Source organism: Stenotrophomonas sp. RIT309, assembly GCF_000632045.1.
GTDB lineage: Bacteria > Pseudomonadota > Gammaproteobacteria > Xanthomonadales > Xanthomonadaceae > Stenotrophomonas > Stenotrophomonas indicatrix.
The window spans coordinates 191,236-217,867 of sequence record NZ_JFYS01000041.1; the positions used below are offsets into that span (position 1 = coordinate 191,236).

Consider the following 26,632-nt stretch of genomic DNA (forward strand, 5'->3'; position numbering starts at 1 on the left):
ATTATCGGTGGCCGCTCGTTAAATAATCGCTAGTGGGAAAATGAAAAACCCCGCCGTTGCGGGCGGGGTTCTCAGGTTTGCGTCCGCCGGGCCTAGCCCGGCGCAACCGCCGGCTCAGGGAGCCGGCACGACCTGGGCACTGCCGACCGGGTTGCGCGGGTCACTGCCGCCAAACAGTTTGTTGGCCTTGCGATCCCATTCCACCGTCTGCAGGTTGCCCCACACGTGGCTGGAACCGCGGCCGCCGGCAGCGACCTCGCCCGGCAGGTCGATCTTGTGGCCCATCGCCTGCAGCTGCTTGATGGTGCCAGCGTCGAAAGCATTGCTTTCCGCTTCGATCAGGTCCGGCAGCCACTGGTGGTGGTAGCGCGGCAGCGCGGCGACCTGCTGCGCATCCAGGCCAGCGTCGTAGCCCAGGATACCCAGCAGCACCATGGTGATGATGCGGCTGCCACCGGGCGTGCCCAGCACGATCACCTTGTCGTCGTTTTCCATGAAGGTCGGCGTCATCGAGCTGAGCATGCGCTTGCCCGGCTTCGGCGCGTTGGCCGCGTAGCCCATCACGCCAAAGGCATTGGGCGTTCCCGGCTTCAGCGCGAAGTCGTCCATCTCGTTGTTCAGCAGCACGCCGGTGCCCTTCGGAATCAGGCCCGAGCCGTACAGCAGGTTGACGGTCTGGGTGGCACCGACACGGTTGCCATCACGGTCGATGATCGAGAAGTGGGTGGTCTCATCATCCTCCAGCGGCGTCGGGTTGCCCGACAGCAGGTCGCTGGGGGTCGCCTTTTCCGGGTGGATGGTCGCGCGCAGGCCCTGTGCGTAATCCTTGCTGGCCAGCACCTTCTGCGGGATCTGCACGAAATCCGGATCGCCGAGGAAGAAGGTGCGGTCACGGTAGGCACGACGCATCGACTCGACCACCAGATGGGTGCGGTGCGCGGCATCCATCTGCTTGATGTCCCAGCCTTCCAGTATCTGCAGCATGCTGGCCAGGGCGATGCCACCGGAGGACGGCGGCGGTGCGGTGGTGATCTTCCAGCCGTTGTAGTTGAAGACGATCGGCGCACGCTGCTTGACGCGGTAGCCGGCCAGCTCTTCGGCGGTCCACTTGCCTCCCGCCTGCTTCACGCCGGCCAGCAGCAGCTTGCCGGTCTGGCCCTTGTAGAAGCCGTCGAAGCCACCGGCCGCCAGGCGCTCCAGGGTCTGCGCCAGTTCCGGCTGCTTGAACAGGTCACCGGTGGCGATCGGCTTGCCATTGCGCAGATAGACCTCGCGCGTACCGGGATAACGCTCCATCACTTCACGGCGCGAGGCATATCCCTTGGCCATGCGGTCGTACACCGGGAAGCCTTCACGCGCGATGCGGATCGCCGGCTGCAACGATGCCGCCAGCGGCAGCTTGCCGTGCTTGGCCGACAGTTCGACCAGCGCCGCCGGCAGGCCCGGAATGCCGGCCGACCACGGGCCGTTGACCGAGCGGTCGCGGTCCAGGTCACCCTTCTTGTCGAGGAAGGCCTGCGGCGTGGCCGCGGCCGGCGCGGTCTCGCGCGCGTCCAGCATCACGTCCTTGCCGGTAGCCGCATCATGCAGCAGGAAAAAGCCGCCGCCACCGAGGCCGGAGCTGATCGGCTCGACCACTGCCAGGGTCGAGGACACCGCCACCGCCGCGTCGAAGGCGTTGCCGCCCTGGGCCAGGATGTCGACACCGGCCTGGGTGGCCAGGGCGTGACCGCTGGCGATGGCCGCGCCATCGGGGCGCTCGGCACGGACCGGGGCATCAGCCCAGGCGACGGAACTCAGCAGCAGGCCGAGCAGCAACAGGGGGCGGGCGAACGACTTCATTCGGATGGGGGCTCCGCATAGAGTTCGGGATGATCGTGCTGCAGTTGGCGCAACTTGGCCAGCAGCTCGATTTCGGTTTCGACGATGTCCGGATCGGGGTCGATGCATTCGACCGGGCAGACGACCACGCACTGCGGTTCGTCGAAATGGCCCACGCACTCGGTACAGCGGGCGGGGTCGATCACGTAGATGGTTTCACCCATCGTGATGGCCTGGTTCGGGCAGGCCGGCTCGCATACGTCGCAGTTGACGCAGAGCTCATTGATTTTCAGCGACATGGCGATACTCCACGCCCGCGCCTTGGGACAAGGACCGGCCTGCGCGGGCGCGCGGGCCGGTCAGGTCATCAGCGGCGCCCATCGCAGGGCGCCGCCCGGGCCGTGCCGAAGCACGACCGCCTCGGCTCGGTCTTACTTGGCTTCGACGAAAATGTACTCGGCACCGGTCGGCTGGACCACGGCCTGCACGCGGGCGTTGTCGGCGGACTGGCCGATGAAGACGACGCGCACGCCCTTCATCGAATCCGGCGAGACATCCTTGAACACGGTCTGGATCATGTCAGCCATCTTGCCCGAGGCCGACGAACCGAAGGCCAGCATGTTGCCCGGCTGCACGCCACGGGCCACGGCCTGGGTCGCGCTTTCGGTCTGGCGCTCGTACTTGGCCTGGAAGTCCGGATCCGATTCCGGCGACAGGTAGTACAGGAACGGGCTGTTGGTGATGTTGCCCATGTTCTGGATGGCCACTTCCTGCAGGTACTTCTTCCAGCCTGCGTCGTCTTCCTTGGCCGGCGCGACCAGCGCCTGCTTGGCTTCGTCGACCGGAGCGGCTTCTTCCTTCTTGCAGGCGGTGAAAGCCAGGGCAAACGAAGCGATCAGCATCGCGCGCATGGTGTTGTTCATGGGTTTCCTCCCGGAATGTTGCGTGTTGGTGTGCGTAATGGAATGCGTGGTGCTACAGGATCTACTGCTGGCCAGGGCTTACGACTGGGCCGACTTCGCTTCGCGGACCTTGCGCAGCGCCTCGAGCACGGCGGCCGGCACGAAGCCGGACACATCGCCACCCAGGCGTGCGATCTCGCGGACCAGCGAGGACGAGATGAAGCTGTGCTGCTCGGCGGGGGTGAGGAACAGGGTCTCGACCTCCGGAATCAGGTGGCGGTTCATGCTCGCCATCTGGAATTCGTACTCGAAGTCGGACACCGCGCGCAGCCCGCGCAGCAGCACACCGCCCTGCACCGAACGCACAAAATGGGCCAGCAGCGTATCGAAGCCGATGACCTCGACGTTGCTGTGGTGGCCCAGGGCGCCACGCGCCAGCTGCACGCGCTGTTCCAGCGGCAGGGCCGGTCCCTTCGAGGGGCTCTGCGCCACGCCCACCACGACCTTTTCAAACAGCGGCGCGGCCCGGCTCACCAGGTCGATATGACCATTGGTGATGGGGTCGAACGTGCCGGGATAGACGGCGATGCGGCGGTTGGCCACGGTCATGGGCGGTAGCAGATGTTCAGATGAGGTCAAAGTGTAGCAGCGGCGCGGCGGTACAGGGCAAAGCGCACCTCGCGGGTGCCGCCATCGCGGTGCAGCAGCCATTCCGGGGGCAGCACCGGCACGTGGCTGGCCGGCGATTCCAGGTACAGCCAGGCGTCGGCGGCCAGGTGCCGCGGCAGCTGGGCCAGCACGTCCTGCCACAGGCCATCGGCGAACGGCGGGTCGATGAACACCAGATCCGCCTGCTGTGCCGGCGCGGCCTGCAGCCAGCGCAGCGCATCGGCCTGGGCGACCGTCACGACGTCACCCGCCTGCAGTCTGGCCACGGCCGCCGACAGGTTGCGCGCCAGCTGCGGGTCGCGCTCGACCAGGGTGGCATGCGCGCCCCCCCGCGAGACCGCCTCCAGCCCCAGCGCGCCGCTGCCGGCGAACAGGTCCAGCACGCGCGCCCCGCCCAGCTTGGGCATCAACCAGTTGAACAGGGTCTCACGCACGCGGTCGCTGCTGGGCCGCAGGCCCGGCAGGGTCGGAACCGGCAGTCGGGTATTGCGCCAGCGCCCACCGATGATGCGCACCTGGCCTTCGTTGCCACCGCGGCCGCTCACAGGCGCCCCTGGCGAGGTTCATTCGAGAATTTCAGCATGAGCGGGATTGTAGTTCGGCCGGGCTGCGCCCGGCACCCGCAGAGGCCGAAGCAACGTCAAAAGCTGGTTTCCTGTGGGTTGGCGGGGTGGGTCCGGTTGAGGGGGACGCTGCAAGTACGTCCCTGTAAGCTCGGTCGCCGCATCCATGCGGCTCACGCCCCCTCAACCGGACCCACCCCGCCTTCGACAGTTTTCCGCGATCTGCAGTAGATCCACGCCATGCGTGGATGAACATCTGTCAGATTTCGAAGGTTTGATGAGATCAGAAGCCCAGCCGTTGTCACCGTCACCGGGAATCTGTCAGAGGCGGGGCGGTGTGGGTTGGCAGGACCGCAGGCGCCATGGATGGCGCCTACGAGCCCCCATGGAAGGGTTTACGGCGCGTCCTGCCAACCCACATCGCCCCGCCAAGCAAACAGACAACCCAGAGCCAGCTGTTGCTGTTGCTGTTGCTGTTGCTTTGGCCTCGGCGGGTGCCGGGCGCAGCCCGGCCGACCAACCCCTTGATTTCGGGACAATCACCCCTACCCCTTGGCGAGGCCGCACGCGCTTGCGCGGCACCGCACATGGAGCCCTACCCGATGACCGAGACGACCCAGACCGAAACCCTTGGCTTCCAGACCGAAGTCAAGCAGCTGCTGCAGCTGATGATCCACTCGCTGTACTCCAACAAGGAGATCTTCCTCCGCGAGCTGGTCTCCAATGCCGCCGACGCCGCCGACAAGCTGCGCTTCGAAGCCCTGACCCAGCCTGAGCTGCTGGAAGGCGACAGCGAACTGCGCGTGCGCGTCAGCTTCGATCCGGCCGCCCACACCATCACCATCGAAGACAACGGCATCGGCATGAGCCGCGCCGATGCCATCACCCACCTCGGCACCATCGCCAAGTCCGGCACCGGCGACTTCCTGCGCCAGCTGTCCGGCGACCAGAAGAAGGACTCGCAGCTGATCGGCCAGTTCGGCGTCGGCTTCTACAGCGCCTTCATCGTCGCCGACGAAGTGGAAGTCACTTCGCGCCGCGCAGGCCTGGCCGCCAATGAAGGCGTGCGCTGGACCTCGCGTGGCGAAGGCGATTTCGATGTCGCCACCATCGACAAGGCCGAGCGCGGCACCCGCATCGTCCTGCACCTGAAGGACGGCGAGCACGACTTCGCCGACGGCTGGCGCCTGCGCAGCATCCTCAAGAAGTACTCCGACCACATCGGCCTGCCGATCCAGATGCCCAAGGAAGGCGGCGAAGAAGGCGCCGCGATCGAGTGGGAAACCGTCAACCGCGCCAGCGCGCTGTGGACCCGCCCGCGCACCGAGATCAGCGATGCGGAGTACACCGAGTTCTACAAGCACGTCGCCCACGACCACAGCGACCCGCTGGCGTGGAGCCACAACAAGGTCGAAGGCAAGCTGGAGTACACCTCGCTGCTGTACGTGCCGGGCCGCGCGCCGTTCGACCTGTACCACCGCGATGCGCCCAAGGGCCTGAAGCTGTACGTGCAGCGCGTGTTCGTGATGGACCAGGCCGAGCAGTTCCTGCCGCTGTACCTGCGTTTCATCAAGGGCGTGGTCGATTCCAACGACCTGTCGCTGAATGTCTCGCGCGAGATCCTGCAGTCCGGCCCGGTCATCGATTCGATGAAGGCCGCGCTGACCAAGCGTTCGCTGGACATGCTGGAGAAGCTGTCCAGCGACAAGCCCGAGCAGTACGCCACGTTCTGGAAGGAATTCGGCCAGGTGCTGAAGGAAGGCCCGGCCGAGGACTACAACAACCGTGAGAAGGTCGCCGGTCTGCTGCGCTTCGCTTCCACCCGTGGCGAGGCCGATGCGCAGACCGTCTCGTTGGCCGACTACATCGGCCGCATGGCCGAAGGCCAGGACAAGATCTATTACCTGACCGGCGAGAGCTACAGCCAGGTGCGCAACAGCCCGCACCTGGAAGTGTTCCGCAAGAAGGGCATCGAAGTCCTGCTGCTGACCGATCGCATCGACGAGTGGCTGATGGGCTACCTGACCGATTTCGACGGCAAGGGCTTCGTCGACATCGCCCGCGGCGACCTCGACCTGGGCGCGCTGGAGAGCGAAGCGGACAAGCAGGAGCAGGAAGCCGCAGCCAAGGACAAGCAGGGCCTGGTCGAGCGCCTGAAGAACGTGCTCGGCGATGACGTGGCCGAAGTGCGCGTGTCGCACCGCCTGACCGATTCGCCGGCGGTGCTGGCCATCGGCGAACAGGACCTGGGCCTGCAGATGCGCCAGATCCTGGAAGCCAGCGGCCAGAAGGTACCCGACAGCAAGCCGGTGCTGGAGATCAACCCGGGTCATCCGCTGATCGCCAAGCTGGATGCCGAAGCCGATGGCGCACGTTTCGACGACCTGGGCCGGGTGCTGTTCGACCAGGCCGCACTGGCCGCCGGCGACAGCCTGAAGGACCCGGGTGCCTACGTGGCCCGTCTGAACAAGCTGCTGCTGGAACTGTCGGCCTGACCGATGCCGGGATCGCCCGGCCTGGCGGTGCCAACCTCGGTTGGCACCGCCATTGCCCCGGTAGATGCCAACCTTGGCTGGCGCTGCTGTTGACCTGGTAGATGCCAACCTTGGTTGGCGTTGCTGTTGGCCTGGTAGATGCCAACCTTGGTTGGCGCTTGAAAAGCTGCCGAGCAGGGCTTGACTGCAAAAGCGTGCCAACCAAGGTTGGCACCTACCAGAGCCGGTCGGATCAGGCACGCACCAGAGCCGGTCGGATCAAGCCCGTCCCAGATGCGGTCGGATCAGACCCATCCCAGATGCGGTCGGATCAAGCCTGCCGATCCAGCAGCGAGCCCAGCATCTGGTCCTCGCGGCGGATCAGCGCGGCATTGGCGGCGAAGGCCACCACCTCGGCCTTGGCAGCCAACAGATCGCCCAGCGGTGCGGTCGGATCGGTGTCGCCATGGGACGTCACGCGGGTGTCCACCCCGCCCTGCGCTGCGGCATCGCGCTGCAGCTGCAGTCGTGGCGCATCCGGGGTCGCCAGGTTGGCCACATTGTGCGCTGCCACCTGCACGCCCTGCTGGGCCGCACGCATCCCGCTGAGCGCAACACCTGTCACATCGTTCATCGGCGGTCTCCCAGGCCACCCAACGCAGCCCTCCGGACCGGTTAACGGCCGCGTAGCTGCGACCTTGAGTCCACGCCGGCCATACAGGCCCGGGTGGTAGCATATCCCTCTGATTTCAGCGCCTTTTGCCAATGCTCAGTTTTTTCCGCCGCAAGAAGCCCCAGGACGCCGCCACACCGGACGCGCCCAAGACCCAGCATTACTCGGCTGAAGAGCTGGCGGCGGCATTCCCGTCGGCAGCGCCACCCGAGCAGGCCCCGGCCGCACCGGTAGCCCCGCCGATGGTGGAAGCGCCTGTGCCAGCTGCCACGCCCGAGGTCGTTGCGCCCGCAACGTCAATCGCGCCGGCCCCGCAAGCACCACTGCGGACGGCGCAGGAAACCATCCCCGAAGCCGCGCCCGCCCGCGTGCTGGCGCCGGAGAACTTCGAAGCCGAAGCGGCCGCCGCCGCCGCGGTGCTCGCCCCGCTGGCCCCGGTCATCCCGGCGCAGGAACCAGCCGCCCCCGCCGCCGATCTGCCGGTACTGGTCGATGCCCCGGCTGCTGCGGCGGGCAAGCCCGGCTGGCGCGAGCGCCTGCGCAACAGTGCGTTCGCCCGCAGTTTCGGCGGCCTGTTCTCGCGCAACCCCAAGCTCGATGACGACCTGCTGGACGAGATCGAGACCGCGCTGCTGACCGCCGACGTTGGCGTTGCCGCCACCACCGACCTGATCGCCGACCTGCGCAAGCGCATGAAGGCGCGCGAGTTCATCGATGCCAATGCCCTGCTGGCGGCACTGCGCGCGGACCTGATCGCGATCCTGCAGCCGGTATCCAAGCCGCTGGTCATCGACCGCAACGCCAAGCCCTTCGTGGTGCTGACCGTGGGCGTCAACGGCGTCGGCAAGACCACCACCATCGGCAAGCTGGCCAAGCGCTTCAAGGACGAGGGCCACAGCCTGATGCTGGCCGCTGGCGATACCTTCCGCGCCGCCGCCGTCGCCCAGCTGCAGATCTGGGGCGAGCGCAACGGCGTGGCCGTGGTCGCGCAGGGGCAGAACGCTGATGCCGCCTCGGTGGCCTACGATGCGCTGCAGGCCGGCAAGGCCCGCGGCACCTCGGTACTGATCGCCGATACCGCAGGCCGCCTGCACACCCAGTCCGGGCTGATGAACGAGCTGGGCAAGATCCGCCGCGTGCTCGGCAAGATCGACGAGAACGCGCCGCACGAAGTGCTGATGGTGATCGACGGTACCACCGGCCAGAACGCGCTTTCGCAGCTGCGCCAGTTCAATGCCGCGGTCAAGGTGACCGGCCTGGTGGTGACCAAGCTGGACGGTACCGCCAAGGGCGGCGTGGTGTTCGCGCTGGCCCGCGAGTTCGGCATTCCGATCCGTTTCGCTGGCATCGGCGAGCGCCCGGAGGACCTGCGCGTGTTCGATCCGGAAGCCTTCGTCGACGCCCTGTTGCCCGAAGCGCTGGGCACTGCCTGACGCGTCCGCATCCACGCATGGCGTGGCTCTACTGCAACCCGGTAGAGCCACGCCATGGGTGACCGGCCGCTGCCGTAGTAGAGCCACCCCATGGGTGGCTGCCTTTTGGAGTACCGATGCCCCGCCAGCCGAACGCCAGCGCCACGTCCGCCCCTGAGCACGGCTTCGTTGCCCGCCTGCTGCACTGGTTCGACGACCACGGCCGCCACGACCTGCCCTGGCAGCATCCGCGCAGCCCGTACCGGGTGTGGTTGTCGGAGATCATGCTGCAGCAGACCCAGGTGGCCACGGTCATTCCGTACTTCCATCGGTTCCTGCAGCACTTCCCCACCCTGCCCGACCTTGCCGCCGCCAGCAACGACGCGGTAATGGCGCAGTGGGCCGGCCTTGGCTACTACGCCCGTGCACGCAATCTGCACGCCGCCGCCAAGCGCTGCGTCGCCGAGCACGGCGGCGACCTGCCGCGTGATTTCGATGCCCTGCACGATCTGCCCGGCATCGGCCGCAGCACCGCCGGCGCTATCCTCAGCCAGGCCTGGAACGACCCGTTCGCGATCCTCGATGGCAACGTCAAGCGCGTGCTCAGCCGCTACCACGGCGTCGAGGGCTTCCCTGGCCTGCCCGCCATCGAGAAGCAGCTGTGGGCCATCGCCGAAGCGCAGGTCGCCCAGGTGCCGGCTGGACGCATGGCCGACTACACCCAGGCGCAGATGGACCTCGGTGCCACGGTCTGCAGCCGGTCCAGACCGGCCTGCGTGATCTGTCCGCTGCAGGCCGATTGCGTGGCACGTCGCGAAGGCCGTACCGCCGAGCTGCCAACCGCAAAGCCAAGCAAGACGCTGCCCGAACGCGAGGCGGTGGCCCTGCTGTTGCGCGACAAGCAGCAGCGCGTGCTGCTGCAGAAGCGGCCGGACACCGGCATCTGGGCACAGTTGTGGACGCTTCCCCAGGCCGATGCGGGCAGCGAACTGCAGGACTGGTTCGACGTCCACGTCGATGGTTCGCTGGAAGATGCCGAGGAACTGCCAGTGCTGCAGCACACCTTCAGCCACTACAAGCTGCACCTGCAGGTATTGTCACGGCAGGTGCGCGGCCTGCGCGTGGAAGAACCCACGCTGCGCTGGGTTGGCGCCGCCGAACTGCCTGCACTGGGCTTGCCTGCCCCCATCCGCAAACTGCTTGAGGGCGCGCCCATCAAGAGCCCGAAGCGAACTTCCGCAAAATCCCGCAACCACGAGTGAGTGCCATGCCCCGAACCGTCTTCTGCCAGTACGAACAACGCGATGCCGAGGGCCTGGACTTCGTGCCTTACCCGGGGGAACTGGGCCAGCGTGTGTTCAACCACATCGGCAAGCCGGCGTGGACCGCATGGCTGGCACACCAGACCATGCTGATCAACGAGAACCGCCTTTCCCCGCGAAAGCCGGAGCATCGCGCCTTCCTGGAGACGGAACTGGTGAAGTTCCTGTTCGAGAAGGACGCGGAGAAGCCCGCCGGGTTCACCCCCGAAGCCTGACCTACCGGTAGCGCCGGGCCATGCCCGGCGTCCAGCCATCCGCCGGGCATGGCCCGGCGCTACCGCTCTATTTCGCGGATTCCTCGCGCTCCTGCACCTGCGCCTGGCGCAGCTCCTGCTCGGAGGCGCGTAGCGCCTTCACGTCCAGCTTGCGTATGGTCTTGATGAAGCACGGCATGCGCGGGCCAGCGGTCGGGTCACGTACCAGCACCTTGTCGAACGGCGCCGAGACGCGGTTCATCCGGCTGGTCAGGCCGATGGCGGTCGCATACGACAGATCCTGGCAGGGACCATTCAATTCCAGCAGGTAGGCCTCGCTCGGACGCGTCCAGACCGCCAGCGCACTGTCGCCCAGCTCGGTCCAGCCATTGAGGCTGCCGAAGAACTGCATGTCCTTCTGCGGTGCGCCGGCGTGGGCACGATACAGCTCCAGCTTCTCGGCACTGCCCAGGCGGCCGGTGGTGGCACAGCCAGCCAGAGCCAGGCACAGCCCGGCGATCAACAGTGGTGTCTTCATGGCCATCTCCACGGGGGAACTGTGCCGATCATGCACCCGCCGGGGTGGTGCCGGCGCAACGGCCGGCAGCCTGGTTCAGGCCCTGCATCGAATCCGGTAGTCGCCAACCTTGGTTGGCGCTTGCCCGGCCGCTCAGACGTCGGCGTGGGCCAGCGCGTGCAGGCGCCCTTCGCGCAGCTCCAGCACCCGGTCCAGACGCCGTGCCAGCGAGCGGTCATGGGTCACCAGCACCAGGCTGGTATGCCGCGCACGGTTGAGCTCCAGCATCAGCTCGAACACGGTCGCAGCGGTGCGGTCATCCAGGTTGCCGGTCGGCTCGTCGCCCAGCACGCAGGCCGGGTGATTGACCAACGCGCGCGCCACCGCAGCACGCTGGCGTTCGCCACCGGACAGTTCGCCGGGCTTGTGGTCCAGGCGATGGCCGAGGCCGACCGATTCCAGCAGCGCAGTCGCACGCGTGCTGGCCTCGGCCACCGCGGTACCGGCCAGCATCACCGGCATCATCACGTTTTCCAGCGCGGTGAATTCCGGCAGCAGGTGGTGGAACTGATAGACGAAACCCAGCGCCTGGTTGCGCAGCAGGCCGCGCGAGGTGTCCGACAGCGCCGACATGCGCTGGCCGGTGACATAGACCTCGCCCGCAGTCGGCGTATCCAGCCCGCCCAGCAGGTGCAGCAGCGTGCTCTTGCCGGCACCGGAGGCACCGATGATCGCAACCGTCTCACCTGCAGTCACCGTCAGGTCCAGCCCGTCGAACACCGGTGTCTGCATGCGCCCTTCGGCGTAGGTCTTGCCCAGCCCTTCGGCACGGATCACTTCATCGCCGCGGTTGAAGACCTTATTCATAGCGCAGGGCCTCCGCCGGCTGGGTGCGTGCTGCCCGCCAGGCGGGATACAGAGTGGCCAGGAAGCTCATCAGCAGCGCGACCAGGGTGATCACCACGATGTCGCTGGTCTGCATGTCGGTCGGCAGGCCGGTGATGTAGTACACATCCTCCGGCAGCAGCTTGACGTTGAACACCGACTCGATGGCGCCGAGGATGCGTTCCAGGTTCAAGGTCAGGGTGATGCCGCCGATCAGGCCGGCAAGGGTGCCGAAGATGCCGATCAGCGAGCCCTGCACCATGAACACCTGCATCACCCCGCCCGGGGTCAGGCCGAGGGTGCGCAGGATCGCGATGTCGGCCTGCTTGTCGGTCACCAGCATCACCTGCGAGGACACCAGGTTGAACGCGCCCATGGCGATGATCAGCGAGAGCAGGATGCCCATCACCACTTTTTCCATGCGCAGCGAGTGGTACAGGTTGGCGTTCTGCTGGGTCCAGTCGCTGACCCGATAGGCACCGCCGAGGTTCTGCGCCAGGTCCACGCCCACCTCCAGCGAGCGGTCCATGTCATGCAGTTTCAGGCGCACGCCGGTGGCGCCATCGGAACGCAGTACGCGCTCCAGGTCTTTCATGTTGGCAAAACCCACACCGCGATCGACCTCGTTGTAACCGGCCTCGAAGATGCCGCTGACGGTGAAGCGCTTCATCCGCGGCACCGCGCCCGCTGGCGTGCCCTGCACTTCCGCGAAGGTCACCAGCACCTGGTCACCGACGTCCACGCCCAGCCAGACGGCCAGTTCCTTGCCCAGCAACAGGTTGAAGCTGCCCGGGGTCAGGCTGCCGTAGCTGCCCTTGGTGACCTTCTTGTCGATCACCGACACCTTCGGTTCCAGTGCCGGGTCGATGCCCTGGATGATCGCACCCTGCACGCGCGGGCCGCTGATCATCGACTGGATCTCGATATACGGCGCAGCACCGGCCACGCGCGGATCCTTGTTGGCCACATCGACCACGCGCATCCAGTCCGGCATCGGTTCGCCGTCGCGGCTGATGGTGGTGTGCGCGGTCATCTGCAGCAGGCGGCTGCGGATTTCCTTCTGGAAACCGCTCATGACCGCCAATGTGGTGATCAGCACCGTCACCCCGAGCGCGATGCCCAGGATCGATGCCATCGAAATGAAGGAGATGAAGCCGTTGCGGCGCTTGGCGCGCAGATAGCGCAGGCCAATGGCCACGGGAATGGGTTTGAACATGCAGGCACGCCAGTCGATTCAGCCTATGGTGCCACCGACCGGGGCCGACGGGAAACGCTTCGTGCGGCCACGGCCAGTCGCAGTTCACGTCGTTGTGCGCGATCAAGCACGTCCGGCCAGAACAACAGGCGCCTGCGACGCCAGCCCTCGCGCCAGTGCAGCAGCAGCCAGGGCCCGCGCACCACCAGCCGCGGCTCGGCAATATCGCCGCCGTCCAGCCGCAGCAGCTCTGGCAGGGGCGGCAACTGCAGCACGACAGGGCGCCGCCGCAGGCGCCAGGCCAGCTCAGCCAGGCCAAGCGCCCAGACCCCGATCAACGCCGGAAGCAGATGCGCGGATGGCAGATCCGAAGCATGCAGCAGCCACGGTGCGGCCAGCAGTACCGCCAGCTGGGCGCCGGCCTGCAGCCGCGACGGGCGCCACTCAAGGCTTGAGGGCGAGGATCCTGTGCATGAGGGGGACGGCGTGTGCATGCGGGCAGGCCTCGTAGCCCATGAACCAGCGCCACAACTTATCGTCCTCGCAATCGAGCAGGAACAGGAAAACCTCGCGGTCTTCGGTCGGCGCACTGCTCCATTCGCGGTCCAGGTAGCGACCGAACAACTGGTCCAGTTCGCGCATGCCGCGCCGGCAACGCCAGCGCAGCTTCTTCAGCAGGACTTCTTCATCCATTGTGTTTCTCCAGATACAGCAAAGCCACGCATGGCGTGGCTCTGCTGGGGTCATGCAACTACCCGGCACCGTATCAGGCGCGGCGTTCCATCATCAGCTTCTTGATCTCGGCGATCGCCAGCGCCGGGTTCAGGCCCTTCGGACAGGTCCGGGCGCAGTTCATGATGGTGTGGCAGCGGTACAGCTTGAACGGATCTTCCAGATCGTCCAGGCGCGCACCGGTGTCCTCGTCGCGCGAATCGATGATCCAGCGGTAGGCCTGCAGCAGGATCGCCGGGCCCAGGTAACGCTCGCCGTTCCACCAGTAGCTCGGGCAGCTGGTCGAGCAGCACGCGCACAGGATGCACTCGTACAGACCATCGAGCTTCTTGCGGTCTTCCGGCGACTGCAGACGCTCACGGTCCGGCGGTGCCGGGGTCTGGGTGCGGATCCACGGCTTGATCGAGGCGTACTGCGCGTAGAAGTGGGTCAGGTCCGGAACCAGATCCTTGACCACGTTCATGTGCGGCAGCGGGTAGATCGGCACTTCCTTCTTGCCGCAGTCCGAGATGGCTCGGGTGCAGGCCAGGGTGTTGGTGCCGTCGATGTTCATCGCGCACGAACCACAGATGCCTTCGCGGCACGAGCGGCGGAAGGTCAGGGTCGGGTCGATCTCGTTCTTGATCTTGATCAGCGCGTCCAGGACCATCGGGCCGCAGGCGTCCAGATCGACGTCATAGGTGTCGGTGCGCGGATTGCTGTCGTCGTCCGGACTCCAGCGGTAGATCTTGAAGGTGCGCACGTTCTTGCCGCCGGTCTTGGCGGGGAAGTGCTTGCCCTTCGTGATCTTGGAATTCTTGGGGAGTGAAAACTCGGCCATGGCTGCTCTCGTTGGCTCAGGCGGCCCGCGCCCGGGGGCGCGGATTGCATGTTAGGCGGGGTCGGATCAGTACACGCGCGGCTTCGGCGGCACCACGGACACGTCATCAGTCAACGTGTACATGTGCACCGGACGGTAGTCGAAGCTGCACTTGCCCTTCTCGTCCACGCTGACCAGGGTGTGCTTCTGCCAATTGACGTCGTCGCGGTCCGGGAAGTCCTCGTGCGCGTGTGCGCCGCGGCTTTCCTTGCGCTGCTCGGCCGAGTTGATCGTCGCCACTGCATTCAGCAGCAGGTTGTTCAGCTCGTAGGTCTCGATCAGGTCCGAGTTCCAGACCAGCGAACGGTCGGAGACCTTCACGTCCTGGAACGAGTCGAAGATCTTGTCCATCTTCTCGCAGCCTTCCTTCAGCGTCTGGCTGGTACGGAAGACCGCCGCGTCGGCCTGCATGGTGCGCTGCATGCGATCGCGGATGACCGAAGTCGGGGTATCGCCGTTGGCGTGACGCAGCTTGTCCAGCAGGCCCAGCGCCTTGTCGCAGGCGTCGGCCGGCAGGGTCTTGTGCGCCGCGCCCGGGGTGATCGTCGCCGCGCAACGGTTGGCCACCGCACGCCCGAACACCACCAGGTCCAGCAGCGAATTCGAACCCAGGCGGTTGGCACCGTGCACCGAAACGCAGGCCGCTTCGCCGATGGCGTACAGGCCCGGCACGACCGCATCGGGGTTCTCGCCGTCCTTGCGCACCACTTCACCGTGGTAGTTGGTCGGGATGCCGCCCATGTTGTAGTGCACGGTCGGAATCACCGGGATCGGCTGCTTGTGCACGTCGACGCCGGCGAAGATGCGCGCGCTCTCGGCGATGCCCGGCAGCTTGTCGTCGATCACGCCCGGGCCGAGGTGGGTCAGGTCGAGCAGGATGTGGTCCTTGTGCTCGCCCACGCCACGGCCTTCGCGGATCTCGATGGTCATCGAACGGCTGACCACGTCGCGCGAAGCCAGGTCCTTGTAGTGCGGTGCGTAACGCTCCATGAAGCGCTCGCCGCTGCTGTTGCGCAGGATGCCGCCTTCACCGCGGACACCCTCGGTGATCAGGCAGCCGGCGCCGTAGATGCCGGTCGGATGGAACTGCACGAACTCCATGTCCTGCATGGCGATGCCGGCGCGCATGGCCAGGCCGCCACCGTCGCCGGTGCAGGTGTGCGCCGAGGTGGCGCTGAAGTAGGCGCGGCCGTAGCCGCCGGTGGCCAGCACCACGCCCTGGGCGCGGAACAGGTGCAGCGTGCCGTCGGACATGTCCAGCGCCAGCACACCACGGCAGGCGCCTTCGTCATCGAAGATCAGGTCGAGTGCGAAGTACTCGATCATGAAGCGTGCGTCGTGCTTCAGCGACTGCTGGTACAGCGTGTGCAGCATCGCGTGGCCGGTACGGTCGGCCGCCGCGCAGGTACGCTGCGCCGCCGGGCCTTCGCCGTACTGGGTGGTCATGCCACCGAACGGACGCTGGTAGATCTTGCCTTCGGCGGTGCGGCTGAACGGCACGCCGTAGTGCTCGAGCTCGATGATCGCCGGAATCGCTTCACGGCACATGTACTCGATGGCGTCCTGGTCGCCCAGCCAGTCCGAACCCTTGATGGTGTCGAAGAAGTGGTAACGCCAGTCGTCCTCGCCCATGTTGCCGAGCGCAGCGGAGATACCGCCCTGGGCGGCAACGGTGTGCGAACGGGTCGGGAAGACCTTGGTCAGGCACACGGTCTGCAGGCCCTTGGCGGCCAGGCCGAACGTGGCACGCAGGCCGGCGCCGCCGGCGCCCACCACGACCATGTCGTACTTGTGTTCGGTAATCTTGTAAGCGGACATCTAGTCTGGATTCCTGTCTTGGCGCCTGGGCTCAGGCAACGCCGAGGGCGATGCGGCCCACCGCAAACACACTGACGATCATGCCGAGCACGGCAACGAACTTCACCGCGGTCTGCAGCACCAGGGCCAGCAGCGATTCGTGGATGTAGTCCTCCAGCACGACCTGCAGGCCGAGCTGGGCATGCCAGAACATGGCGATCAGCAGGCCGATCAGCGGAACGGCGTTCCACGGCTTGGCGATCGCGGCGGTGGCGGTCACGTAATCCGAGCCCAGCAGGCCCAGCACGAACACCAGGAACCAGATGCCCAGCACCACCAGCGCGGCGGCGGTCAGCCGCTGATGCACGAAGTGCTCGGTGCCGGTCTTGGCCGAACCGAGACCGCGCACGCCCTTCAACGGGGTACGGAACTTGCTCATGCGGCACCTCCGAACAGCACATAGGCCCACACGGCCAGGGTGATCAGCAGGCTGCCGATCACCGACATCCAGCTGCTGCGGATGAAGGTGGCAATGCGGAATCCGATCGCGAAGTCCTGCACGATATGGCGGATGCCATTGCACAGGTGATAGGCGAACGACCATGTCCACGCGAACAGGAACACGCGGCCATACCAGGCCCCGGCATGGCCGGTGAAGCAGTTCCAGGATTCGGGCCCCATCATCAGAGCCAACAGGCCTCCGGCGATGATGAGGGCACCAACAGACAGAAAGACGCCAGTGGCTCGATGCAGGATCGAGGTGGCCATCTGAATCTGCCAGCGATACACCTGAAGGTGCGGAGAAAGGGGACGTTGTCTGGTCGCCATTCGCTGGGCTCGTTGTCTCGGCTGGGCGGCATAAGGCCGCGTTGGCTCAATGCTGATCAAAAATCGATGCAGCGTCCGTTTTTTTCCCAATCGCCATACCGCACCGGATCAAGTCCGCCGCGGCCACCGAATTCTTCTTCCACCTCTGGTTGTTCCACGGGCACAGGGACCGGGGGAACCAGCGGGGCTTCAGCTTCGGCGTCGGGAGTGGGGGTTGTTTGGCCTATCATGATGGGTCTCGCAACGCACAAATTTTAGACCTCGTTCACGTGCCTGACAACCTTCCCCCTGCTTTCGTCGCATATCCGCGCCTGCCCGGCCATCAATTGCTGAGCCTGCAGGGCGTGGATGCAGTGGCTTTTGCCCATGCCCAGTTCAGCAGCGACGTGACCGCCCTGCCCCTGCTGCACTGGCAGTGGAGCGCGTGGCTGAGCGCCAAGGGCCGCACCCTGGCGGTGTTCCAGCTGCTGCGGCTGGCCGATGACCATGTGCTGCTGGTGCTCGCCGACGGTGATGCCGATGCGATTGCGTCGCAACTGCAGCGCTTCGTGTTCCGCCGCAAAGTGAAACTGCAGGTGCATGCAGACCTGGCCGTGGCCGGTGCCTTTACTGCGCCGGAAGCCGCCGCTGGCGCCGCCATCGCGCTGGTCGGCAGTCAGGGTTGGGAGCTGGATCTGGGCAGCGACGCACTTCCCCGTACGCTGCGCATCGGCCCGGTCGAGGCCTTCCCGGCCAGCGACGAAGCCGAAGATGCCGCCTTCGCCCTGGCCTGGCGCCAGGCCGACCTGCGCTTTGGTCTGCCACGCTTGGCAGAGAGCCAGCGTGAGGTGTGGACCCCGCAGCAGCTGGGTCTGGACCGCCTCAACGGCTACAGCGTGAAGAAGGGCTGCTACCCCGGCCAGGAAATCGTCGCGCGCACCCATTTCCTCGGCAAGGCCAAGCGCGCGGTGCAGCTGCTGCATACCGCTGCACCTGCGCAGGCAGGCGATGGCGTGCAGCAGGACGGGGTCGCGCTCGGCACCCTGGCCAGCGTGGCCGGCGATCTGGCACTGGCTGTGCTGCCGCTGGAGACCGGCGACAGCGAACTGCAGGTGGGCAACGCGGTCGCGCAGCGGATGCCGCTGCTGGACGGCCTGGCGCGCTGAGGCGCCCGCCGGGCATGGCCCGGCGCTACCACTGGCCTGGCGGGTGCGGAACGTTGGTCCGCACCGGATGGGTAGTGCCGGCCACTGGTCGGCAACCACGCCGGGTTGAGGTTGCCGGCCAGCGGCCGGCACTACCGGTTACAGGCGCTCGCCGGTTTCCGGGTTGAAGAAATGCAGGCCCTGCGGGTGGATCGCCACCCGGATGTCCTCGCCCACGCCCGGCAGCGACTGCGGCGCCACGCGCATGGTCAGCGCGTGCTGGCCGCTGCTCATGTTGACGAAGATCTCGTTGCCGACCGGCTCGATGCCTTCGATGCGCGCGGTGAACGCATGCGTGTCTTCGCTGCCTGCCGGCTGCAGGTGCTCGGGACGCACGCCCACGGCGATCGGCTTCTGCAGCCACGCCGGATCGATCGTCGCCTGTCCTAGCGGAGCACGCCACTGGCCATCGACCACGGTCACGCCACCGGCGTCGCCCCGCAGCGTGCCGCGCAGCACGTTCATCGCCGGGCTGCCGAGGAAGCCGGCCACGAACAGGTTGGCCGGGCGGTCGTACAGCGCCATCGGCGTATCGATCTGCTGGATGATGCCGTCCTTCAGCACCACGATGCGCTGGCCCAGGGTCATCGCCTCGACCTGATCGTGGGTCACGTAGATCATGGTGGTGCCCAGCTTGCGGTGCAGCTGCGCGATCTCGGTGCGCACGCTGTGGCGCAGCTTGGCATCCAGGTTGGACAGCGGCTCGTCCAACAGGAACACCGCCGGCTCACGCACCAGCGCACGGCCCAATGCAACGCGCTGGCGCTGGCCACCGGACATCGCCTTGGGTAGCTTGTCCATCATGTCGGTCAGGCCCAGCGTCTGCGCGGCTTCGCTGATGCGCTTGTCGATGGTCGCCTTGTCATGGCCGCGCAGCTTCAGGCCAAAGGCCAGATTCTCGGCCACGGTCATGTGCGGATACAGCGCGTAACTCTGGAACACCATCGCGATGTCGCGATCCTTCGGCGCCACGTCGTTGACCACGCGATCACCGATGGTCAACGTGCCGCCGCTGATCTCTTCCAGCCCGGCCACCATCCGCAACAGGGTCGACTTGCCACACCCCGACGGACCGACCAGCACCATCAACTCGCCGTCGGCGACCTCGAAGGTGGCGTCCTTCACTGCAACCTGGCCGTTGTCGTAGACCTTGCGCACACCCTGCAACTGCACTTTTGCCATTTCACTCATCCAGTCCGCCCGACGCCGGGCTGTCTTTTGGGACTGCCTCGGCCCTCCCGATGGCAGTGATGATTGCGCGGTTGCCGCATGACGGCGACCACTGCAATCGAATACAGTTGCCCATTCTGCCATGTAAACGTTTTCACGTGGCACTATCCGACAGTCGGTGCGCGCCGACCTGCATCGTCGACCGAACGAAGGGTTGCCGCTGTAGTGGTTTCGATTGGAACGGTGCTCCGGCAAGCCGGAAAACCGATCCAGATGAGCCTCGGACAGGCAGTTGCGCGGATGTCCCCCGAACCCAGCCATGAAGCGATTGACAACGATGTCACCCGGATCTGAAACTCGAGCGATGCACGACACACTCTTCCTGTTTGGTGCCACAGGCGATCTGGCCCAGCGCTACCTGTTCCCTTCGCTGCTGCGCCTGCTCGGCGACGGCCTGCTGCCGGAGGATTTCCGCATCCGTGCGCTGGCCCTGTCGGGCCACGACACCGAAGCCTTCCATGACATCCTGCGCCCGCGCCTGCAGCAGGCCATGCCGATGGCCAGCCAGGAGGACATCGCCTCCCTGCTGCGCCGCATCGACTACCGCTCGGTGGACCTGCGCGACGTCGACTCGGTCGCCGCTGCCGTGTCCGACCTGGTCGACCGCCGCTGCGTGAGCTACCTGGCGATCCCGCCGGGCCTGTACATCTCCACCTGCGAGGGCCTGGCCAAGGGCGGCGCGCTGGCCGCACCCGCGCGCCTGATGCTGGAGAAGCCGATCGGCAGCGACAGCGAAAGCGCCGAGGAGATCATCACCACCATCGGCCAGTGGATCGACGAAGACCGCGTGTTCCGCCTCGATCACTACCTAGGCAAGGCAGCGGTACAGAACCTGATCGCGCTGCGCTTCGGCAACACGCTGCTGGAAGCGGTGTGGAACCGCAATTACATCGAATCGGTGCACATCCTGGTCGCCGAAAGCGAAGGCGTGGATGGCCGCGATGCCTACTACGCGCGCTCCGGCGCCCTGCGCGACATGGTGCAGAGCCACATCCTGCAGCTGCTGTGCATGGTGGCGATGGAGCCGCCGGCGTCACTGGAAGCCGACCGCATCCGCGATGAGAAGGTCAAGGTGCTGCGCGCACTGCGCCCGCTGGATGCCAAGCACGCCGCGCGTGACAGCGTGCGCGGCCGCTATACCGCCGGCAGCATCAACGGCCAGCCCGCACAGGCCTACCAGCCGCCGGAAGGCAGCGACGTGGAGACCTTCGCCGGTGTCACCGCGCACATCGACAACTGGCGCTGGAGCGGCGTGCCGTTCCACCTGGTCACCGGCAAGCGCCTGCCCGAGCGCACCACCCGCGTGGTGGTGACACTCAAGCCGGTCACGCATTGGTTGTTCGAGCGTCCGCAGCGTGCGCAGGCCGCACCGAACCGCCTGGTGTTCCAGCTGCAGCCGCAGGAGAACATCGAACTGGGCCTGATGAGCAGCCTGGCCGGGCCGGAATGGGGCGCGCTGGAACTGCAGCCGCTGGAGCTGGAGCTGTCGGTGCCGACCGGCCTGCATCGCCGTATCGCCTACGAGCGCCTGTTCCTGGACGCCTTCAACGGCAACCACACCCTGTTCGTGCGCGATGACGAAGTGCGTGCCGCCTGGGCCTGGATCGACAGCGTTGCCGATGCCTGGAAGGCGGCCAACCTGCCGCTGGAACCCTACCCTGCCGGCCAGTGGGGCCCGGCCAACGCGGTCGACTTCCTGCCGCAGGGCGTGGATGCGCCAGATAGCGGAGCGTCGGAATGAGTGCCAGCTCGCAGCCCGTGCTGGTCGCCGACATCGGTGGTACCAATGCCCGCTTCGCCCTTGCCGACACCTCGCAGGACGCCCCGCTGCTGAAAGAGAGCATCCGCGAGTACGCCGTGGCGGAGTTCCCGTCGCTGGGTGATGCCGCGCGCCACCATCTGGAGCAGATCGGCGCCACCGCAAGCCGTGGCGTGTTCGCAGTCGCCGGTCGTGTCGATGGTGACGAAGCCCGGATCACCAACCATCCGTGGGTGATCTCGCGCAGCCGCACGGCCGCGATGCTTGGTTTCAACGAACTGCACCTGATCAACGACTTCGCCGCGCAGGCGATGGCGATTTCGCTGCTGCAGCCTGATGACGTGGTCCAGGTCGGCGGTGCCGCCTGGGTTCCGGGCAAGCCGGGTCAGCCGCGCAACTACGCAGTGATTGGCCCAGGTACCGGCCTCGGCGTCGGCGGCCTGATCCTTCGCCACGGCCGTTGTTACCCGCTGGAAACCGAGGGCGGCCATGTCAGCTTCCCGCCGGGAACGCCGGAAGAGATCCGCATCCTGGAGATCCTGTCCGAGCAGTTCGGGCGCGTCTCCAACGAGCGGCTGATCTGCGGCCCCGGCCTGGTCAACATCCATCGCGCAATCTGCGAGATGGCGGGTATCGACCCGGGCCAACTGCAACCGGTGGACGTGACCGCCCGCGCCCTGCACGGCGATCCACAGGCGATGCGTACCGTGGATGTGTTCTGCGCGGTGTTCGGCGCCATTGCCGGTGATCTGGTGCTGACCCAGGGCGCCTGGGATGGTGTGTTCCTGACCGGTGGGCTGACTCCGAAGATGCTCGATTCATTGCAGCACTCCGGTTTCCGCCAGCGCTTCGAACACAAGGGCCGGTTCTCTTCGATCATGGCGCGGGTGCCGTCGCTGGCCGTGATGCATCCCCACGCCGGACTGCTCGGCGCCGCTGCCTATGCTGCCGACGCCGAACGTGACGCACCAGGAGTTGCCGCATGACCCCCATCTTCCAGGACGACCGTATCGACTTCATCAACCACGGCGATGCCGATGGCTGGATCGAGGCGGTTGCAGCCGAAATGGCCCAGGCGATCAACCACGACATCACCGAACTGGGCCGCGCACGCATCCTGTTGTCCGGCGGTACTACGCCGGCACCGGTGTACCAGGCGCTGGCCGAGCTGGACGTGCATTGGGACCGCGTTGAAGTGAGCCTGGCCGACGAGCGCTGGTTGTCGCCGCAGGATCGCGACAGCAATGCATGGCTGGTGCGCGAGAACCTGCTCACGCGTGCCGAAGGTGCGCACTTCGATCCGCTGGTGCGGATCGGCAAGCCGCTGCCCGAATGCGTGTACACCGCCAACCTGCAGGCCCAGCACAGCCAGGCGCCAAGCCTGGTCGCACTGGGCATGGGCAACGACGGCCATACCGCCTCGCTGTTCCCGGGCTCGAAGGACCTGACCCGCGCGCTGGAAAGCACCCTGCCGTACGCCGCGCTGGATGCCACCGGATGCCCCGGTGCCAACCAGTGGCCGCTGCGCATCACCCTGACCCCGCGCGGCCTCGGCCAGTGCCGCCAGCGCCTGCTGCTGCTGCGCGGCAAGCAGAAGCTGCAGGTGCTGCGCCAGGCATTGGACAGCAACGACCCGCAGCAGTATCCGATCCTCAACGCGATCAACCTGGAAGGCGCGCGCCTGCGCGTCCACTGGGCTGATTGATGTCGGCGGCGGCGCCCTGCTGCCGCTTGCCTCTCGCCACCTCGAACGCCGGTAGCCAATGAGCCTCCATCCGCAACTGCAAGCCATCACTGAGCGCGTCATCCGCCGCAGCGCCGCTTCGCGCGCCGCCTATCTGGCAGCGATCGACGCCTCCCTGCGCGATGGCCCGTTCCGCAGCCGCCTCAGCTGCGGCAACCTCGCCCACGGTTTCGCCGCCTGTGGCGGCACCGACAAAAGCCGCCTGCGCGGCGGCGTGACGGCCAACCTGGGCATCATCACCGCCTACAACGACATGCTGTCGGCGCACCAGCCGTTCGAGACCTATCCCGAACAGATCCGTGCGGTGGCCCGCGAACTGGGCGCGACGGCACAGGTTGCCGGCGCTGTGCCGGCGATGTGCGACGGCGTCACCCAGGGCCGTGGCGGCATGGAGCTGTCGCTGTTCTCGCGCGATGTCATTGCCCAGGCCACCGCGATCGGGCTCAGCCACGACATGTTCGATACCACCGTGTACCTCGGCGTGTGCGACAAGATCGTGCCGGGCCTGCTGATCGGCGCCCTCGCCTTCGGCCACCTTCCGGCGGTGTTCGTGCCGGCAGGCCCGATGACGCCGGGCATTCCCAACAAGCAGAAGGCCGAAGTGCGCGAGCGCTACGCCGCCGGCGAAGCCACCCGCGAAGAACTGCTGGAAGCCGAATCGGGGTCCTACCACGGCGCGGGCACCTGCACCTTCTACGGCACCGCCAATTCCAACCAGGTGCTGCTGGAAGCGATGGGCGTGCAGCTGCCGGGCGCATCGTTCGTCAATCCGGACACGGCGCTGCGCGATGCACTGACCCGCGAAGCCACCGAGCGCGCACTGGACATCACCGCGCTGGGCGACGACTTCCGTCCGCTGGGCCGGATCATCGACGAGCGCGCGATCATCAACGCGATCATCGCGCTGATGGCCACCGGCGGCTCGACCAACCACACCATCCACTGGATCGCGGTGGCACGTGCGGCCGGCATCGTGCTGACCTGGGACGACTTCGACGAGCTGTCGCAGCTGATCCCGCTGCTGGCGCGCGTCTATCCGAACGGCGAGGCCGACGTGAACCGCTTCGCTGCAGCGGGTGGCCCGGCGTTCGTGTTCGGTGAACTGATCAAGGCCGGCCTGATGCATGGCGACCTGGTCAGCGTCGCCCGTGGCGGCATGGCCGACTACGCGCGCGAGCCGCAGCTGCGTGATGGCAAGCTGGTGTACCTGCCGGGCCTGGAGCGCAGCGCCGATGAAGAAGTGGTGCGCGGTGTCGACAACCCGTTCGAGAGCCAGGGCGGCCTGCGCCTGCTGCGCGGCAACCTGGGCAAGTCGCTGATCAAATTGTCGGCAGTGAAGCCGCAGTACCGCACCATCGAAGCGCCGGCCGTGGTGGTTGATGCGCCGCAGGTGCTGAACAAGCTGCACGCCGGCGGCCTGCTGCCCGAGCATTTCGTGGCGGTGGTGCGTTACCAGGGTCCGCGCGCGAACGGCATGCCGGAACTGCATTCGCTGGCGCCGCTGCTGGGCCTGCTGCAGAACCAGGGTCGGCGCGTGGCGCTGGTCACCGATGGTCGCCTGTCCGGTGCGTCGGGCAAGATTCCCGCCGCCATCCACGTGACGCCGGAAGCTGCACGCGGTGGTCCGCTGGGCAAGGTGCGCGAGGGCGACATCATCCGCCTGGATGGTGAGGCCGGCACGCTTGAAGTGCTGGTGGACGCAGCCGAATGGGCCGCGCGTACACATGCGCCGAATACGGCGCCGGCCGCCAATGACCTGGGCCGCAACCTGTTCGCGATCAACCGGCGCGTGGTGGGTCCGGCCGATCAGGGCGCGATCTCGATTTCGTGCGGTCCGGCGGCGGCTGACGGTGGGCCGTGGGACTACGACGCGGAGTATGAGCTGGGGCACGATGCTGCTGCGGCGGCGGCGCCGCATGAGGCGAAGGACGCCTGAGGGATTGAAGCGCGTTGCGGGTATGTGGCGGCGGTTGGTTTCCAGGGGGCGGCGAAGGGCAGGCCGTCGCCAGGACACGCCGTAAATACATCCCTGTAGGCTCGATCGCGCCATCCATGGCGCGAACGGTCCTGGCGACGCCCTGCCCTCCGCCGCATCACAGTTTCCGGCGCCGATACGCCGCGAAGTGATCATTGAAAGCACAACTAGAGCGAAAGCAAAGGCAGAAGCAGAGCTATGGGTATCGAACAACATCAGGTGCGGGCGGCGGAGCTGTTGCATGCGGCCGGCATCCTGCCGGTGGTGACGATTCATACGCTGGACCAGGCACGTGCGGTCAGCGCGGCGCTGCTGGAAGGCGGATTGCCGGCGATCGAGCTGACGCTGCGTACGCCGGTGGCGATGGAAGCGCTGGCGATGCTCAAGCGTGAGCTGCCGGATGTGGTGGTCGGCGCCGGTACGGTGCTGACGGTGGAGCAGATGCAGCAGTCGATCGATGCGGGCGCCGATTTCCTGGTGACCCCGGGCACGCCGCCGGTGCTGGCCGATGCGTTGGCTGCGGCACCGCTGCCGGTGGTACCGGGTGCGGCGACGCCGACCGAACTGCTGGCGCTCTACGCGCGCGGTTTCCGCGTGTGCAAGCTGTTCCCGGCCACGGCCGTGGGCGGCCTGGCGATGATCAAGGGCGTAGCCGGCCCGATCGCCGACCTCAAGCTGTGCCCGACCGGTGGCATCACCGAGAACACCGCCGCCGAGTACCTGGAGCAGAAGAACGTGGTCTGCATCGGTGGCTCGTGGATGGTGCCGGGCAACTGGATCGACGCCGGCCAGTGGGACAAGGTGCGCGAAAGCGCCGCGCAGGCCGCGAAGATCGTCAAGCGCGTACGCGGTCACTGACCCACTGCGGGGTCAGAGCCCTTTCCCGCCGGGAAAGGGATCCGACCCCAAGCGCGCAAAGCGCGCGACCCGCTCCTTCCGTTCCCTTCTTCATTCCGCGGTGGCGACACACGGAACCTGTCCGTGGCCCTGCGGAGGGATCGCGCAGGGGCGTAAGCGCCATGGATGGCGCGCCCGAGCCTCCAGGGATGGATTCACGGCGTCCCCTCCGCGATCCCTCCGCAGGGCCAACCCCACGAACTCCGTCCCACCACCGCGAGGGGTTCAGCCGTTGGCCGAAACCCTTACAGCGGCCGTGCCGGATCCACCAGCCCGTACTGGCTGGCCATCCGCGCCAACGCGATGTTGTCGTGGATTCCCATCTTCTCGAACAACCGCGCCTTGTGCGTGTTGACCGTCTTCGCGCTCAGGCTCAGACGACGGGCGATATCTTCCTGGCGCAGGCCCTGGGTCAGCAGCAATGCCACTTCCAGCTCACGCGGCGACAGGTTGTCGAACGGCGAGCCGTTGCCTTCCACGGTGGACAACGCCAGGTTCTGCGCGATGCTCGTGCCCAGGTAACGTCGTCCGGCGGCCACGTCGCGCACCGCACGCAGCAGTTCCTGCGCATCGCAGCCCTTGCCGATGTAACCGGCGGCGCCGGCCTCGAGCAGGCGCTTGGGCAGCGGACCGTCTTCCAGCACCGACACGATCACCACCCGCGTGCTGCGGTGGCCACGAACGATGCGCTCGGTTACTTCCATCCCGCTCACGCCGGGCAGGTGCAGATCACACAGCACCACGTCCGGTTGCAGCTGGCGGATCGCGGGCAGCGCGTCTTCGCCCGTTTCGGCCTCGCCCACCACTTCAATGTCGGTTTCACTCGACAGTATCATTTTCATCCCGGTGCGGACCAACGCATGGTCATCCACCAGGTAGACTCGAATCGTCATTCACGTACCTCTTCGAATGCGGCCAATACGGGTCAACCTAGGCAGGAGCACCTGACCACTGCAAGCGCGGATGTTGCGCAATTCCGGCGTTCTGCCTTGCGCATCAC

At 66.6% G+C, this 26,632-nt stretch carries 28 protein-coding genes; 10 read left to right on the plus strand and 18 right to left on the minus strand.

All coding sequences use genetic code 11. The features are described from left to right. Positions 1-114: 114 nt before the first annotated feature. The 5 genes from ggt to rsmD all read right to left on the minus strand — a co-directional run bounded on the left by ggt (position 115) and on the right by rsmD (position 3,937). Positions 115-1,842, minus strand: a complete 1,728-nt coding sequence (gene ggt / locus BW38_RS03085) for a gamma-glutamyltransferase (protein WP_032977848.1) — start codon at positions 1,840-1,842, stop codon at positions 115-117. After that, positions 1,839-2,120, minus strand: coding sequence for a YfhL family 4Fe-4S dicluster ferredoxin (locus BW38_RS03080; RefSeq protein WP_025878828.1), 282 nt, complete (start codon positions 2,118-2,120; stop codon positions 1,839-1,841). The genes ggt and BW38_RS03080 overlap by 4 nt, the downstream gene beginning before the upstream one ends. A gap of 132 nt (positions 2,121-2,252) precedes the next feature. After that, the gene (locus BW38_RS03075; protein ID WP_025878827.1) at positions 2,253-2,744 is read right to left on the minus strand and encodes a hypothetical protein; all 492 of its coding nucleotides are present in this window, start codon (positions 2,742-2,744) and stop codon (positions 2,253-2,255) included. Positions 2,745-2,822: 78 nt separating this feature from the next. After that, positions 2,823-3,332 carry a pantetheine-phosphate adenylyltransferase gene (gene coaD, locus BW38_RS03070; RefSeq protein WP_008267036.1) on the minus strand — a complete coding sequence of 170 codons (510 nt, stop codon included), beginning with the start codon at positions 3,330-3,332 and terminating at the stop codon, positions 2,823-2,825. 26 nt (positions 3,333-3,358) lie between these two features. Next, positions 3,359-3,937, minus strand: a complete 579-nt coding sequence (gene rsmD / locus BW38_RS03065; RefSeq protein ID WP_032977851.1) for a 16S rRNA (guanine(966)-N(2))-methyltransferase RsmD — start codon at positions 3,935-3,937, stop codon at positions 3,359-3,361. Between the two features lie 620 nt (positions 3,938-4,557). On the opposite strand from rsmD, the gene htpG reads away from it, so the two are divergent. After that, positions 4,558-6,450, plus strand: a complete 1,893-nt coding sequence (gene htpG / locus BW38_RS03060; RefSeq protein WP_032977853.1) for a molecular chaperone HtpG — start codon at positions 4,558-4,560, stop codon at positions 6,448-6,450. 310 nt (positions 6,451-6,760) lie between these two features. Here the strand turns inward: htpG and BW38_RS03055 are convergent, their stop codons facing one another. After that, positions 6,761-7,063, minus strand: a complete 303-nt coding sequence (locus BW38_RS03055; RefSeq protein ID WP_025878824.1) for a hypothetical protein — start codon at positions 7,061-7,063, stop codon at positions 6,761-6,763. A gap of 131 nt (positions 7,064-7,194) precedes the next feature. On the opposite strand from BW38_RS03055, the gene ftsY reads away from it, so the two are divergent. From ftsY to BW38_RS03040, 3 genes are all read left to right on the plus strand, one after another. Next, positions 7,195-8,535, plus strand: a complete 1,341-nt coding sequence (gene ftsY, locus BW38_RS03050; RefSeq protein WP_032977856.1) for a signal recognition particle-docking protein FtsY — start codon at positions 7,195-7,197, stop codon at positions 8,533-8,535. A gap of 116 nt (positions 8,536-8,651) precedes the next feature. After that, positions 8,652-9,776, plus strand: a complete 1,125-nt coding sequence (gene mutY / locus BW38_RS03045) for an A/G-specific adenine glycosylase (protein ID WP_032977859.1) — start codon at positions 8,652-8,654, stop codon at positions 9,774-9,776. 5 nt (positions 9,777-9,781) lie between these two features. Further along, on the plus strand, positions 9,782-10,051 hold the full coding sequence (locus BW38_RS03040; RefSeq protein WP_025878821.1) for an oxidative damage protection protein: 270 nt from the start codon (positions 9,782-9,784) through the stop codon (positions 10,049-10,051). Between the two features lie 67 nt (positions 10,052-10,118). On the opposite strand, the gene BW38_RS03035 is transcribed toward BW38_RS03040, so the two are convergent. The 10 genes from BW38_RS03035 to BW38_RS22180 all read right to left on the minus strand — a co-directional run bounded on the left by BW38_RS03035 (position 10,119) and on the right by BW38_RS22180 (position 17,073). After that, positions 10,119-10,568 carry a DUF6491 family protein gene (locus BW38_RS03035; RefSeq protein ID WP_025878820.1) on the minus strand — a complete coding sequence of 150 codons (450 nt, stop codon included), beginning with the start codon at positions 10,566-10,568 and terminating at the stop codon, positions 10,119-10,121. Between the two features lie 132 nt (positions 10,569-10,700). Continuing rightward, positions 10,701-11,414, minus strand: coding sequence for a lipoprotein-releasing ABC transporter ATP-binding protein LolD (gene lolD / locus BW38_RS03030; RefSeq protein WP_032977862.1), 714 nt, complete (start codon positions 11,412-11,414; stop codon positions 10,701-10,703). Then, positions 11,407-12,648, minus strand: a complete 1,242-nt coding sequence (locus BW38_RS03025) for a lipoprotein-releasing ABC transporter permease subunit (RefSeq protein ID WP_025878818.1) — start codon at positions 12,646-12,648, stop codon at positions 11,407-11,409. Before BW38_RS03025 ends, lolD begins: the two co-directional genes overlap by 8 nt. A gap of 23 nt (positions 12,649-12,671) precedes the next feature. Beyond that, entirely contained in the window at positions 12,672-13,121 is a 450-nt protein-coding gene (locus BW38_RS03020) for a hypothetical protein (protein ID WP_032977865.1), read from the minus strand. After that, complete coding sequence (locus tag BW38_RS03015) at positions 13,072-13,320, minus strand: succinate dehydrogenase assembly factor 2 (RefSeq protein WP_032977868.1); 249 nt, start codon at positions 13,318-13,320, stop codon at positions 13,072-13,074. The genes BW38_RS03020 and BW38_RS03015 overlap by 50 nt, the downstream gene beginning before the upstream one ends. Positions 13,321-13,393: 73 nt before the next feature. Then, complete coding sequence (locus BW38_RS03010; protein ID WP_025878815.1) at positions 13,394-14,179, minus strand: succinate dehydrogenase iron-sulfur subunit; 786 nt, start codon at positions 14,177-14,179, stop codon at positions 13,394-13,396. Positions 14,180-14,245: 66 nt separating this feature from the next. Beyond that, positions 14,246-16,036, minus strand: a complete 1,791-nt coding sequence (sdhA, locus tag BW38_RS03005) for a succinate dehydrogenase flavoprotein subunit (RefSeq protein WP_025878814.1) — start codon at positions 16,034-16,036, stop codon at positions 14,246-14,248. A 31-nt stretch (positions 16,037-16,067) separates the two neighbouring features. Beyond that, positions 16,068-16,454 (minus strand): succinate dehydrogenase, hydrophobic membrane anchor protein, encoded by a 387-nt coding sequence (sdhD, locus tag BW38_RS03000; RefSeq protein WP_025878813.1) that lies wholly within the window; start codon positions 16,452-16,454, stop codon positions 16,068-16,070. Further along, on the minus strand, positions 16,451-16,843 hold the full coding sequence (gene sdhC, locus BW38_RS02995) for a succinate dehydrogenase, cytochrome b556 subunit (RefSeq protein WP_025878812.1): 393 nt from the start codon (positions 16,841-16,843) through the stop codon (positions 16,451-16,453). The genes sdhD and sdhC overlap by 4 nt, the downstream gene beginning before the upstream one ends. A 56-nt stretch (positions 16,844-16,899) precedes the next feature. Further along, the gene (locus tag BW38_RS22180) at positions 16,900-17,073 is read right to left on the minus strand and encodes a DUF1674 domain-containing protein (RefSeq protein WP_080149151.1); all 174 of its coding nucleotides are present in this window, start codon (positions 17,071-17,073) and stop codon (positions 16,900-16,902) included. 39 nt (positions 17,074-17,112) lie between these two features. Between BW38_RS22180 and BW38_RS02990 the strand changes: the two genes are divergently transcribed. Beyond that, entirely contained in the window at positions 17,113-17,988 is an 876-nt protein-coding gene (locus BW38_RS02990) for a folate-binding protein YgfZ (RefSeq protein ID WP_025878811.1), read from the plus strand. Positions 17,989-18,126: 138 nt separating this feature from the next. On the opposite strand, the gene ugpC is transcribed toward BW38_RS02990, so the two are convergent. Continuing rightward, on the minus strand, positions 18,127-19,209 hold the full coding sequence (gene ugpC, locus BW38_RS02985) for a sn-glycerol-3-phosphate ABC transporter ATP-binding protein UgpC (protein ID WP_032977871.1): 1,083 nt from the start codon (positions 19,207-19,209) through the stop codon (positions 18,127-18,129). Between the two features lie 352 nt (positions 19,210-19,561). Here ugpC and zwf point away from each other — a divergent pair, with 352 nt between their 5' ends. The 5 genes from zwf to BW38_RS02960 all read left to right on the plus strand — a co-directional run bounded on the left by zwf (position 19,562) and on the right by BW38_RS02960 (position 25,593). Further along, the gene (gene zwf / locus BW38_RS02980; RefSeq protein ID WP_025878809.1) at positions 19,562-20,998 is read left to right on the plus strand and encodes a glucose-6-phosphate dehydrogenase; all 1,437 of its coding nucleotides are present in this window, start codon (positions 19,562-19,564) and stop codon (positions 20,996-20,998) included. Then, positions 20,995-22,002 (plus strand): glucokinase, encoded by a 1,008-nt coding sequence (gene glk, locus BW38_RS02975; protein ID WP_025878808.1) that lies wholly within the window; start codon positions 20,995-20,997, stop codon positions 22,000-22,002. Before zwf ends, glk begins: the two co-directional genes overlap by 4 nt. Further along, complete coding sequence (gene pgl, locus BW38_RS02970) at positions 21,999-22,721, plus strand: 6-phosphogluconolactonase (protein WP_032977874.1); 723 nt, start codon at positions 21,999-22,001, stop codon at positions 22,719-22,721. Before glk ends, pgl begins: the two co-directional genes overlap by 4 nt. Positions 22,722-22,779: 58 nt before the next feature. Then, positions 22,780-24,696, plus strand: coding sequence for a phosphogluconate dehydratase (edd, locus tag BW38_RS02965; protein ID WP_032977877.1), 1,917 nt, complete (start codon positions 22,780-22,782; stop codon positions 24,694-24,696). A 237-nt stretch (positions 24,697-24,933) separates the two neighbouring features. After that, the gene (locus BW38_RS02960; RefSeq protein ID WP_032977879.1) at positions 24,934-25,593 is read left to right on the plus strand and encodes a bifunctional 4-hydroxy-2-oxoglutarate aldolase/2-dehydro-3-deoxy-phosphogluconate aldolase; all 660 of its coding nucleotides are present in this window, start codon (positions 24,934-24,936) and stop codon (positions 25,591-25,593) included. A 284-nt stretch (positions 25,594-25,877) separates the two neighbouring features. On the opposite strand, the gene BW38_RS02955 is transcribed toward BW38_RS02960, so the two are convergent. Continuing rightward, positions 25,878-26,525, minus strand: a complete 648-nt coding sequence (locus BW38_RS02955; RefSeq protein WP_025878804.1) for a response regulator — start codon at positions 26,523-26,525, stop codon at positions 25,878-25,880. Positions 26,526-26,632 lie beyond the last annotated feature (107 nt).

What these genes read in the sequence shown, in the direction of transcription:
- BW38_RS22180 (WP_080149151.1), bottom strand. Translation starts at nt 17,073, where the DNA reads ATGATAGGCCAAACAACCCCCACTCCCGACGCCGAAGCTGAAGCCCCG.
- BW38_RS03035 (WP_025878820.1), bottom strand. Translation starts at nt 10,568, where the DNA reads ATGAAGACACCACTGTTGATCGCCGGGCTGTGCCTGGCTCTGGCTGGC.
- mutY (WP_032977859.1), top strand. Translation starts at nt 8,652, where the DNA reads ATGCCCCGCCAGCCGAACGCCAGCGCCACGTCCGCCCCTGAGCACGGC.
- sdhC (WP_025878812.1), bottom strand. Translation starts at nt 16,843, where the DNA reads ATGGCGACCAGACAACGTCCCCTTTCTCCGCACCTTCAGGTGTATCGC.
- htpG (WP_032977853.1), top strand. Translation starts at nt 4,558, where the DNA reads ATGACCGAGACGACCCAGACCGAAACCCTTGGCTTCCAGACCGAAGTC.
- BW38_RS03020 (WP_032977865.1), bottom strand. Translation starts at nt 13,121, where the DNA reads ATGCACACGCCGTCCCCCTCATGCACAGGATCCTCGCCCTCAAGCCTT.
- BW38_RS02955 (WP_025878804.1), bottom strand. Translation starts at nt 26,525, where the DNA reads ATGACGATTCGAGTCTACCTGGTGGATGACCATGCGTTGGTCCGCACC.
- BW38_RS03080 (WP_025878828.1), bottom strand. Translation starts at nt 2,120, where the DNA reads ATGTCGCTGAAAATCAATGAGCTCTGCGTCAACTGCGACGTATGCGAG.
- BW38_RS03015 (WP_032977868.1), bottom strand. Translation starts at nt 13,320, where the DNA reads ATGGATGAAGAAGTCCTGCTGAAGAAGCTGCGCTGGCGTTGCCGGCGC.
- BW38_RS03010 (WP_025878815.1), bottom strand. Translation starts at nt 14,179, where the DNA reads ATGGCCGAGTTTTCACTCCCCAAGAATTCCAAGATCACGAAGGGCAAG.
- BW38_RS03075 (WP_025878827.1), bottom strand. Translation starts at nt 2,744, where the DNA reads ATGAACAACACCATGCGCGCGATGCTGATCGCTTCGTTTGCCCTGGCT.
- ugpC (WP_032977871.1), bottom strand. Translation starts at nt 19,209, where the DNA reads ATGGCAAAAGTGCAGTTGCAGGGTGTGCGCAAGGTCTACGACAACGGC.
- glk (WP_025878808.1), top strand. Translation starts at nt 20,995, where the DNA reads ATGAGTGCCAGCTCGCAGCCCGTGCTGGTCGCCGACATCGGTGGTACC.
- pgl (WP_032977874.1), top strand. Translation starts at nt 21,999, where the DNA reads ATGACCCCCATCTTCCAGGACGACCGTATCGACTTCATCAACCACGGC.
- BW38_RS02960 (WP_032977879.1), top strand. Translation starts at nt 24,934, where the DNA reads ATGGGTATCGAACAACATCAGGTGCGGGCGGCGGAGCTGTTGCATGCG.
- BW38_RS03040 (WP_025878821.1), top strand. Translation starts at nt 9,782, where the DNA reads ATGCCCCGAACCGTCTTCTGCCAGTACGAACAACGCGATGCCGAGGGC.
- zwf (WP_025878809.1), top strand. Translation starts at nt 19,562, where the DNA reads ATGCACGACACACTCTTCCTGTTTGGTGCCACAGGCGATCTGGCCCAG.
- BW38_RS03025 (WP_025878818.1), bottom strand. Translation starts at nt 12,648, where the DNA reads ATGTTCAAACCCATTCCCGTGGCCATTGGCCTGCGCTATCTGCGCGCC.
- ftsY (WP_032977856.1), top strand. Translation starts at nt 7,195, where the DNA reads ATGCTCAGTTTTTTCCGCCGCAAGAAGCCCCAGGACGCCGCCACACCG.
- coaD (WP_008267036.1), bottom strand. Translation starts at nt 3,332, where the DNA reads ATGACCGTGGCCAACCGCCGCATCGCCGTCTATCCCGGCACGTTCGAC.
- ggt (WP_032977848.1), bottom strand. Translation starts at nt 1,842, where the DNA reads ATGAAGTCGTTCGCCCGCCCCCTGTTGCTGCTCGGCCTGCTGCTGAGT.
- edd (WP_032977877.1), top strand. Translation starts at nt 22,780, where the DNA reads ATGAGCCTCCATCCGCAACTGCAAGCCATCACTGAGCGCGTCATCCGC.
- BW38_RS03055 (WP_025878824.1), bottom strand. Translation starts at nt 7,063, where the DNA reads ATGAACGATGTGACAGGTGTTGCGCTCAGCGGGATGCGTGCGGCCCAG.
- sdhA (WP_025878814.1), bottom strand. Translation starts at nt 16,036, where the DNA reads ATGTCCGCTTACAAGATTACCGAACACAAGTACGACATGGTCGTGGTG.
- lolD (WP_032977862.1), bottom strand. Translation starts at nt 11,414, where the DNA reads ATGAATAAGGTCTTCAACCGCGGCGATGAAGTGATCCGTGCCGAAGGG.
- sdhD (WP_025878813.1), bottom strand. Translation starts at nt 16,454, where the DNA reads ATGAGCAAGTTCCGTACCCCGTTGAAGGGCGTGCGCGGTCTCGGTTCG.